8 protein-coding genes are annotated in these 7,971 nt (G+C 69.4%); 3 read left to right on the top strand and 5 right to left on the bottom strand.

Annotated elements, in window-relative coordinates; translation table 11 throughout:
- Positions 1–168 precede the first annotated feature (168 nt).
- Positions 169–1,347 (top strand): glycoside hydrolase family 3 N-terminal domain-containing protein, encoded by a 1,179-nt coding sequence (locus tag LI92_RS18080; RefSeq protein WP_046321347.1) that lies wholly within the window; start codon positions 169–171, stop codon positions 1,345–1,347.
- Between the two features lie 74 nt (positions 1,348–1,421).
- A complete protein-coding gene (locus LI92_RS18075; protein WP_046321346.1) occupies positions 1,422–2,048 on the top strand; it encodes a TetR/AcrR family transcriptional regulator in 627 nt (208 codons plus the stop codon).
- Positions 2,049–2,064: 16 nt separating this feature from the next.
- On the opposite strand, the gene LI92_RS18070 is transcribed toward LI92_RS18075, so the two are convergent.
- Both LI92_RS18070 and LI92_RS18065 read right to left on the bottom strand, forming a co-directional pair.
- Complete coding sequence (locus LI92_RS18070; RefSeq protein ID WP_046321348.1) at positions 2,065–2,907, bottom strand: MaoC/PaaZ C-terminal domain-containing protein; 843 nt, start codon at positions 2,905–2,907, stop codon at positions 2,065–2,067.
- Between the two features lie 5 nt (positions 2,908–2,912).
- On the bottom strand, positions 2,913–4,277 hold the full coding sequence (locus tag LI92_RS18065) for a 3-oxoacyl-ACP reductase (protein WP_046321345.1): 1,365 nt from the start codon (positions 4,275–4,277) through the stop codon (positions 2,913–2,915).
- 136 nt (positions 4,278–4,413) lie between these two features.
- On the opposite strand from LI92_RS18065, the gene LI92_RS18060 reads away from it, so the two are divergent.
- The gene (locus tag LI92_RS18060) at positions 4,414–5,748 is read left to right on the top strand and encodes an acetyl-CoA C-acetyltransferase (RefSeq protein WP_046321344.1); all 1,335 of its coding nucleotides are present in this window, start codon (positions 4,414–4,416) and stop codon (positions 5,746–5,748) included.
- A 137-nt stretch (positions 5,749–5,885) separates the two neighbouring features.
- On the opposite strand, the gene LI92_RS18055 is transcribed toward LI92_RS18060, so the two are convergent.
- The 3 genes from LI92_RS18055 to LI92_RS18045 form a co-directional block, all read right to left on the bottom strand.
- Positions 5,886–6,614, bottom strand: coding sequence for a DJ-1/PfpI family protein (locus LI92_RS18055; protein WP_046321343.1), 729 nt, complete (start codon positions 6,612–6,614; stop codon positions 5,886–5,888).
- A gap of 11 nt (positions 6,615–6,625) precedes the next feature.
- The gene (locus tag LI92_RS18050) at positions 6,626–7,594 is read right to left on the bottom strand and encodes a GlxA family transcriptional regulator (protein WP_046321341.1); all 969 of its coding nucleotides are present in this window, start codon (positions 7,592–7,594) and stop codon (positions 6,626–6,628) included.
- A gap of 134 nt (positions 7,595–7,728) precedes the next feature.
- The coding region (locus LI92_RS18045) for an acyl-CoA dehydrogenase C-terminal domain-containing protein (protein ID WP_046321340.1) at positions 7,729–7,971 on the bottom strand (243 nt) is incomplete at its 5' end.

The following is a 7,971-nucleotide window of genomic DNA, read 5'->3' as shown; positions in this document are numbered from 1 at the left end:
CCCACGACGATGCTGATGGCGGCCGGTACCACGAACCGAGGCATGGTCAGGCTCCTTCTGCACTGTCGTGACGTGTTCGTCGGGCCATCACCCCCGCTGGCCCCCGCCCGCCAAACTAGCATGTGGGCCTTGTGTGCCCGGTTGTTCCGGCCGTGACAGCATGGTGCGATGCCTGGAACGCTGAGTCGACAACTGCCCGGTCTGTTGCTGGCCGCCGTAGCGCTGCCGGCGCTTGTCACGTCGTGCTCGCACCGCGACGAGACGCCCGCGCCGTCGTCTGAGGCCGCCCCGACGGCCGCCTCCCCGGCAGCGGACCCGGTGTGTGAGCAGCTGTCTGCCCTGTCGGTGCGCGACAAGCTGGCGCAGCTTGTGATGGTGGGCATTCGCGACGCGGCCGACGCTCGCGCGGTCGTCACCGATCACCGCGTCGGCGGCATCTTCATCGGCAGCTGGACCGAGTTGACCATGCTCACCGATGGTTCTCTGAAGGAGATCAAGGAAAGCCAGGCCACCACCGGCCCGCTGCCGCTGGCGGTCAGCGTGGACGAGGAGGGCGGGCGGGTGTCGCGGCTGTCGTCACTGATCGGATCGTCGCCGTCGGCCAAGGAACTCGCGCAGAACAACAGCGCCGAGCAGGTCCGCGAGCTGGCCGCGCAGCGCGGCCGCAAGATGGCCGAGCTGGGCATCACCGTCGACTTCGCGCCGGTGGTCGACGTCGTGGACGCCGACACCGACGACGACACCGTGATCGGTGACCGCTCCTTCGGGGCGGACCCGGCCAAGGTCACCGAGTACGCCGGCGCATACGCCCAGGGATTGCGGGACGCCGGGCTGCTGCCGGTGCTCAAACACTTCCCCGGTCACGGCCACGGCTCCGGCGACTCGCACACCGCCGGCGTGGTGATCACGCCGGACCTGCCGCAGCTGCAGGAGAACGACCTGATTCCCTACCGCACGCTGGTCACCCAGGCCCCGGTAGCGGTCATGATGGGCCACCTGGAGGTCCCCGGGCTCACCGAGGACCCGGCCAGCCTGAGCCCGGCGGCCGTCGAGCTGCTGCGCACCGGCACCGGTTATCGCGCACCGGCTTTCGACGGTCCGGTGTTCAGCGACGATCTGTCGTCGATGGCGGCGATCACCGAGCACTATGGGGTCGCAGAGGCGGTGCTGCGCAGCCTTGCGGCCGGTGTCGACGTGGCGCTGTGGGTCACCACCGACGAGGTGCCGGAGGTGCTCGACCGGTTGGAGCAGGCGGTGTCGGCCGGTGAGCTCAAGCAGGAGGCCATCGACGCCTCGCTGGCTCGGGTGGCCGCGGTCAAGCGGCCAGGTACGCACTGCCACGGGTGATCCCGGCAGCAGGAAGCCAAGTTACTCTTCGGTAAGATCGCGCCGGAGGGGGAACGTGGAAGGACCTCGAGGCGATGGCAGCTGGTAGCAAACGGTTACCGCGGGCCGTGCGCGAACAGCAGATGCTCGACGCCGCGGTCCAGATGTTCTCGATCAACGGCTATCACGAGACCTCGATGGATTCGATCGCCGCGGCTGCCCAGATCTCCAAGCCGATGCTCTACCTGTATTACGGCTCCAAAGAAGAGCTGTTCGGGGCCTGCCTGGACCGCGAACTGCGCCGTTTCGTCGAGACGCTGCGTACCGGGATCGATTTTCAGCAGCCGCCGAAAGAGATGCTGAGCAACACGATTCGGGCGTTCCTGCAATATATCGATGCCAACCGGGCGTCGTGGATCGTGATGTACACCCAGGCCACCAGTTCGCAGGCGTTCGCCCACACCGTTCGCGAGGGCCGCGAGCGCATCATCGAACTGGTCGGCCGGTTGCTGCGCGCCGGCACTCGCAAGCCCGAACCGGGCGTCGACTTCGAACTCATGGCGGTCGCGCTGGTGGGCGCCGGCGAGGCCATCGCCAGCCGCGTCAGCACCGGCGACACCGGCGTGGACGAAGCCGGCGAACTGATGATCGACCTGTTCTGGCGCGGCCTCAAAGAAGCCCCCGGCGGCCGCGACGGCGCCGACGCCGTCGCGGCCGGCTGAGCCGGGGTTGCGCCGGCTACAGCGCCCGCACCGCCGCGGTCAGATACGGGTAGCCCTTGGCGATGTTGCGCAGCGCCAGATCCCAGCCACCGTCGACCTTGTCGACGTAAAGGCCTGGGCTGGCCGGTAGCAGCATCGGCTTGCCGAACCGCACCGAGTAATCGACCGCATCGGGGAGCACGCCTTCGATGTTGGCCAGCACCGTGGCCGCCGAGAACATCCCGTGCGCGATAGCGGTCGGAAACCCGAACAACTTGGCGCCGATCGAGCTGGTGTGGATCGGGTTGTGGTCTCCGCCCACCGATGCGTAGCGCCGAATCTGTCCGGGGGTGACCCGCAGCACCGCGTTGGGCGGACCCAGTTTGGGCGGCTTGGCCGGTTCGGGCTTGGGCTCATCGGACAGGCTGGTGCGCTGCTGATGCAAGAACGTGGTCACCTGATTCCAGGCCGGTTCGTTGCCGATGTTGATGTCGGTGAGGATGTCGACCAACAAACCCTTGCGGTGCTCCCGCAGGTTCGCCGCCCGAACCGTCACCCCCACCGTGTCGGTGACCGCGATCGGGCGGTGGCGCGTGATGCGGTTCTCGGTGTGCACCGAGCCCATTGCCGGGAACGGGAAGTCGAACCCGGTCGCCAGCGCCATCACCATCGGAAACGTCAGCGCGAAGGGATAAGTCAGCGGGACCTGGTCGGCGAACCGTAATCCGGTGACGGCCGCGTAGGCGGCTACGTTTTGGGGGTCGATGGTCAGCTCGTCGACCCGCAGTGTCCGGTTCGGCAGGGTCTGACTGCGCGGGACGAAGGGCAGTGCCCCGGCGACCGCGCGCACCATGTTTCTCAACCCGCTCGGCTGCGTCATGGTGCTCACGCCCCCAGCATGGCTTGGCCGCAGACCCGGATGGTGTTGCCGGTCACCGCATTGGAGGCCGGGCTGGCGAAGTAGCCGATCAACTCGGCGACGTCGACGGGCTGGCCGCCCTGGAACAGTGAGTTCAGCCGGCGGCCGACCTCGCGGGTGGCCAGCGGGATCGCCGCCGTCATCTCCGTTTCGATGAAGCCCGGGGCCACCGCGTTGATCGTGATGCCCTTCTCCGCCAGCGCCGGTGCCAACGCCTCGGTCAGGCCGATCATCCCGGCCTTGGTGGCCGCGTAGTTCGTCTGACCCCGGTTGCCCGCGATTCCGGCCATCGATGACAGGCCGATCACCCGGCCGCCCGCACCGATGCTGCCGTTGGCGACCAGCCCCTCGGTAAGGCGTTGCGGGGCAAGCAGGTTGACCGCCAGGACAGCGTTCCAGCGGCTGTCGTCCATGTTGGCCAGCAACTTGTCGCGGGTGATGCCGGCGTTGTTGACCAGTACGTCGGCCTTGCCGTCGTGGTGCTGCTTGAGGTGGGCGGTGATCTGCTCCACGGCGTCGTCGGCGGTGACGTCCAGCGCCAGCGCGGTGCCGCCCACCCGGGCGGCGGTCGCGTTGAGTGCCTGGTCGGCGGCCGGAACGTCGATCGCCACCACCGTGGCGCCGTCACGGGCGAACACCTCGGCGATGGTGGCACCGATGCCGCGGGCCGCGCCGGTGATGATCGCCACCTTGCCCTCCAGCGGCTTGTCCCAGTCGGCCGGGGCGGTCGCGTCGTCGGCGCCCACGTAGAACACCTGGCCGTCGACGTATGCCGAGCGGGCCGAGAGAATGAAGCGCAGCGTCGATTCCAGACCGGTGGCGCCGGGCTTGGCGTCCGGCGACAGATACACCAGCTGCACCGTGGCGCCGCGCTGCAATTCCTTGCCCAGTGAGCGGGTGAAGCCTTCCAGCGCCCGCTGGGCAATCCGCTCGTCGACGCTGCCGGCCGCCTCCGGCGTGGTGCCCACGACCACCAGCCGGCCGCAGCGGCCGACGTTGCGCAGCAGTGGGCTGAAGAACTCGTGCAGTGCGGTCAGCCCGGCGGGCGCGGTGATGCCGGTCGCATCGAAGACCAGCCCGCCGAAGGAGTCGGCCCACCGGCCGCCGAGGTTATCGCCGACAAGCTGGTAGTCGTCGGCCAGCGCGGCCCGCAGCGGCTCGGCCACCCGGCCCGCGCCGCCGATCAGCAGCGGTCCGGCCAGCGGGGGTTCGCCCACCCGGTAACGGCGCAGGTTCTCGGCCTGCGGTACGCCGAGCTGCTTGGACAGGAACGATCCGGGGGCGGAGTTGAGGATCTGGGACAACAGGTCCGACGAGAACTTCGGGGCCACTGAGCTGCCTTCCGTGTGAGGACGTGCCTGGTGCGCGGTGTCGACAACGAACTTACTCCAGAGTAAGAATACTGGGTAGTATCAGTCCGACCGTCCCCGGCAACGCGGGGGGACCCAGCATCACATCGGAGAGACCGTGTCATCTGCATCTGCTGCTCAACCCGCCGGTACGCGTCGTCGCGTCGCTGTTCTCGGCGGCAATCGCATTCCTTTCGCGCGTTCGGACGGTGCCTACGCCAACGCGTCCAACCAGGACATGTTCACCGCGGCGCTGGGCGGTCTCATCGACCGATTCGGTCTGTCCGGCGAGAAGCTGGACGCGGTGGTCGGCGGGGCGGTGCTCAAGCACAGCCGTGACTTCAACCTGATTCGCGAGTGCGTCCTGGGTTCGGCGCTGTCGCCCTACACCCCGGCGTTCGACCTGCAGCAGGCCTGCGGCACCGGGCTGCAGGCAGCGATCTGCGCCGCCGACGGGATCGCTGCCGGCCGCTACGAGGTCGCCGCCGCCGGGGGAGTGGACACCACCTCCGATGCGCCGCTGGCGATCGGAAACGAACTGCGCCGCACGCTGCTCGCGCTGCGCCGGGCCAAGTCCACCGCCCAGCGGTTGAAGCTGGTCGGCAAGCTGCCCGCAGCGCTGGGTGTCGAGATTCCGGCCAACAAGGAGGCCCGCACCGGTCTGTCGATGGGCGAGCACCAGGCCATCACCACCAAGGCGATGGGAATCAAGCGGATCGACCAGGACGAGCTCGCCGCGGCCAGTCACCGCAACATGGCGGCCGCCTACGATCGCGGCTTCTTCGACGACCTCGTCACGCCCTTCCAGGGGCTCTACCGCGACGACAACCTGCGGCCGCAATCCAGCCCGGAGAAGCTCGCCACGCTCAAGCCGGTGTTCGGCACGAAGGCCGGCGACGCCACCATGACGGCGGGCAACTCCACTCCGCTCACCGATGGAGCCTCGGTGGCGCTGTTTGCCAGCGAGGAGTGGGCCGCGGCGCGCGGCCTGACACCGCTGGCCTACTTCGTGGACGCCGAGACGGCGGCGGTCGACTACGTCAACGGCGCCGACGGCCTGCTGATGGCCCCGACCTACGCGGTGCCGCGGCTGCTGGCGCGCAACGGGCTGACCCTGCAGGACTTCGACTTCTACGAGATCCACGAGGCTTTCGCGGCCACCGTTCTGTGCCATCTGGCGGCCTGGGAGTCGCCGGAGTACTGCAAGCAGCGGCTCGGGCTGGATGCGGCGCTGGGGGCCATCGATCGGTCGAAGCTCAACGTCAACGGGTCGTCGCTGGCGGCCGGACACCCGTTCGCGGCCACCGGCGGTCGAATCGTGGCGCAGGCCGCAAAGCAGATCGCCGAGGCGAAGGCGGCCAAGAAGGGTGCCGCCAAGAACAAGCCGGTGCGTGCGCTGATCTCGATCTGCGCCGCCGGTGGCCAGGGCGTGGCGGCCATCCTCGAGGGTTAGACGATCGGCCCCGCAACGCGACGTTTGGGTTGCGGCGTCGCCGGGTAGACCCCCGCACAGGCCTGTTCCGCCGCGCTCACCCCAGTGTTGACCGCCGCCGAGCCGCCTGCTCCGGTCCGCCGTTGAACTGAGGGGATTCAACGGCGGACCGTTTGGGCACGCCGGGCGCGCACCGCGCCGAGTGCCTGATCCCACAACAGCAGCGCGCTGGCTTTCAGCCGGGCCGGCTTCGCCAGCTCCCGCGCCATCAGCGCGGTGGCCGCCGTCTTGGTCGGCACCGAGGCCTTGGAGGTGTGGCCGGAGTCGAACGGCGGCTGCGGGTCGTATTCGATGGACAGCTGAATGGCCTTGGCGCGACCTTCCCCGCCGATCCGGCCGGCCAGCCACAGGCCGAGGTCGATACCGGCCGACACGCCCGCGCAGGTCACGATGTCCCCGTCGTGGACGATGCGCTCGTCGCCGATCGCGGTGGCGCCGAAGGCTTTCAGGGCGGGCAGGGCCATCCAGTGCGAGGTGGCCCGCTTGCCGGTCAGCAACCCGGCTGCGCCCAGCACGATCGAACCCGAACACACCGACGCCGTCCAGGTCGCCGTGCGGTGGGCGGTGCGGACCCAGTCCAGCAGCTTCTCGTCGCGGGCGTGTTCCATGGTCGTCATCCCGCCGGGGATCAGGATCAGGTCGGGGGAGGGGGTCTCGCCGAAGGAATGGGTCGCGCCGACCACCAGGACGCCGGAGTCCGCGGTAACCGGACCCGGTGTGTGCCAGACGAAGCGCACCTGCGCCTCCGGGAGCCAGCGCAGCACCTCGTAGGGACCGATGAAGTCCAGGGCGGTGAAGCCGGGGTAGAGCACGACGGCGATCTGCATGGCTGTTCCTTTCAGGCGAAGGTCTTGCGGTAGTGATCGGGTGAGACGCCGAGTCGGCGCACGAACGTGCGCCGCAGCGTCTCTGCGGTGCCGAACCCGCAGCGGCCGGCGATCGCCACGACGGTGTCGTCGGTCTCCTCGAGTTGTCGGCGCGCGGCCTCGGTGCGTACCCGTTCGACGTAGGCGGCCGGCGTCATGCCCACCTCGCCGGTGAAGACCCGGGTGAAGTGGCGGGGGCTCATCGCGGCGTGGGCGGCCAGCTCGGTGAGCCGGTGTGGCCCACCCGGTTGCGAGTCGATCAGTTCCTGCACCTCGCGGATGGGCGCCCGGCGGGCCCGCGGGAGCCATCCCGGCGCCGCGAACTGGGACTGACCGCCGGGTCGGCGCAGATACAGCACCAGCCAGCGGGCCGCCGTCTGTGCCACCTCGGTCCCCAGGTCCTCCTCGACCAGCGTCAGGGACAGATCGATGCCGGCGGTGACTCCGGCCGCGGTCCAGACCGTGTTCGAACTGCGCAGGAAGATCGGCTCGGGGTCGACGGTGACGGCTGGGAACTGCCGGGCCAGGGCCTCGGCGAACGCCCAATGTGTGGTGGCCCGGCATCCGTCGAGCAGGCCCGCCTGGGCGGCCAGGAACGCACCGGTGCACACGCTGACCACCCGCCGGGCCTCGGCGGAGGCGCGGCGGATCCAGGCGACCGTGGCCGGGTCTGCCTGCGCGGCATGGATACCGACCCCGCCGGGCAGCAGCAGGGTGTCGATGGAGTCGTCGGGTGCGGGCAGGGGGCTGGGCTGCAGCGTGAGTCCGCTGCTGGTGGTGATCGGCGCGCCGTCGGCGCTGACCACCGTGACCTCGTAGCCATCGTGGTCGCCGCCCTGGGCGAGCGCCGCCAACGTGGCGGTGGCGAACACTTCGGACGGTCCGAACACGTCCAGCGCCTGAATCCCGGCGTAGCCCAGGATGACGACCTTGCGTGCCATGCGATCAGTCTCCGGCGCACGGCCGGTGGCGTCTACGCCATACATCCCACAAATCAGGACAACCCGCCGGTGCCCCAACGGCAGCAGGCCCCCAGGGGGTCTCCCCGGGGGCCTGCGCGGCCTGCGGTCAGCGCTTAGAACGCCGCTTCGTCGAGCTCCATGATGTCGTTGTCGATGGCCTCGATCACCGAGCGAGTGCTGGTCAGCAACGGCAGGAAGTTCTTGGTGAAGAACGACGCCACCGCGATCTTGCCCTCGTAGAAGGACCGGTCGGCCCCCTGCGCGCCGGCGTCGAGCTTGGCCACTGCCACGGCGGCCTGACGGGTCAGCAACCAGCCGATCATCAGGTCGCCGACGCTCTGTCTCTTATACACATC

This window comes from Mycobacterium sp. UM_Kg1, from assembly GCF_000972925.1.
Lineage (GTDB): Bacteria > Actinomycetota > Actinomycetes > Mycobacteriales > Mycobacteriaceae > Mycobacterium > Mycobacterium hiberniae.
Note: the sequence above shows the minus strand (reverse complement) of the source record. Positions and strands in the feature narration are given on the sequence as shown.

Bases quoted from the DNA above. Each gene is read 5' to 3' on its own strand.
- LI92_RS18050 (WP_046321341.1), bottom strand. From the start codon at position 7,594: ATGGCACGCAAGGTCGTCATCCTGGGCTACGCCGGGATTCAGGCGCTG.
- LI92_RS18075 (WP_046321346.1), top strand. From the start codon at position 1,422: ATGGCAGCTGGTAGCAAACGGTTACCGCGGGCCGTGCGCGAACAGCAG.
- LI92_RS18055 (WP_046321343.1), bottom strand. From the start codon at position 6,614: ATGCAGATCGCCGTCGTGCTCTACCCCGGCTTCACCGCCCTGGACTTC.
- LI92_RS18080 (WP_046321347.1), top strand. From the start codon at position 169: ATGCCTGGAACGCTGAGTCGACAACTGCCCGGTCTGTTGCTGGCCGCC.
- LI92_RS18070 (WP_046321348.1), bottom strand. From the start codon at position 2,907: ATGACGCAGCCGAGCGGGTTGAGAAACATGGTGCGCGCGGTCGCCGGG.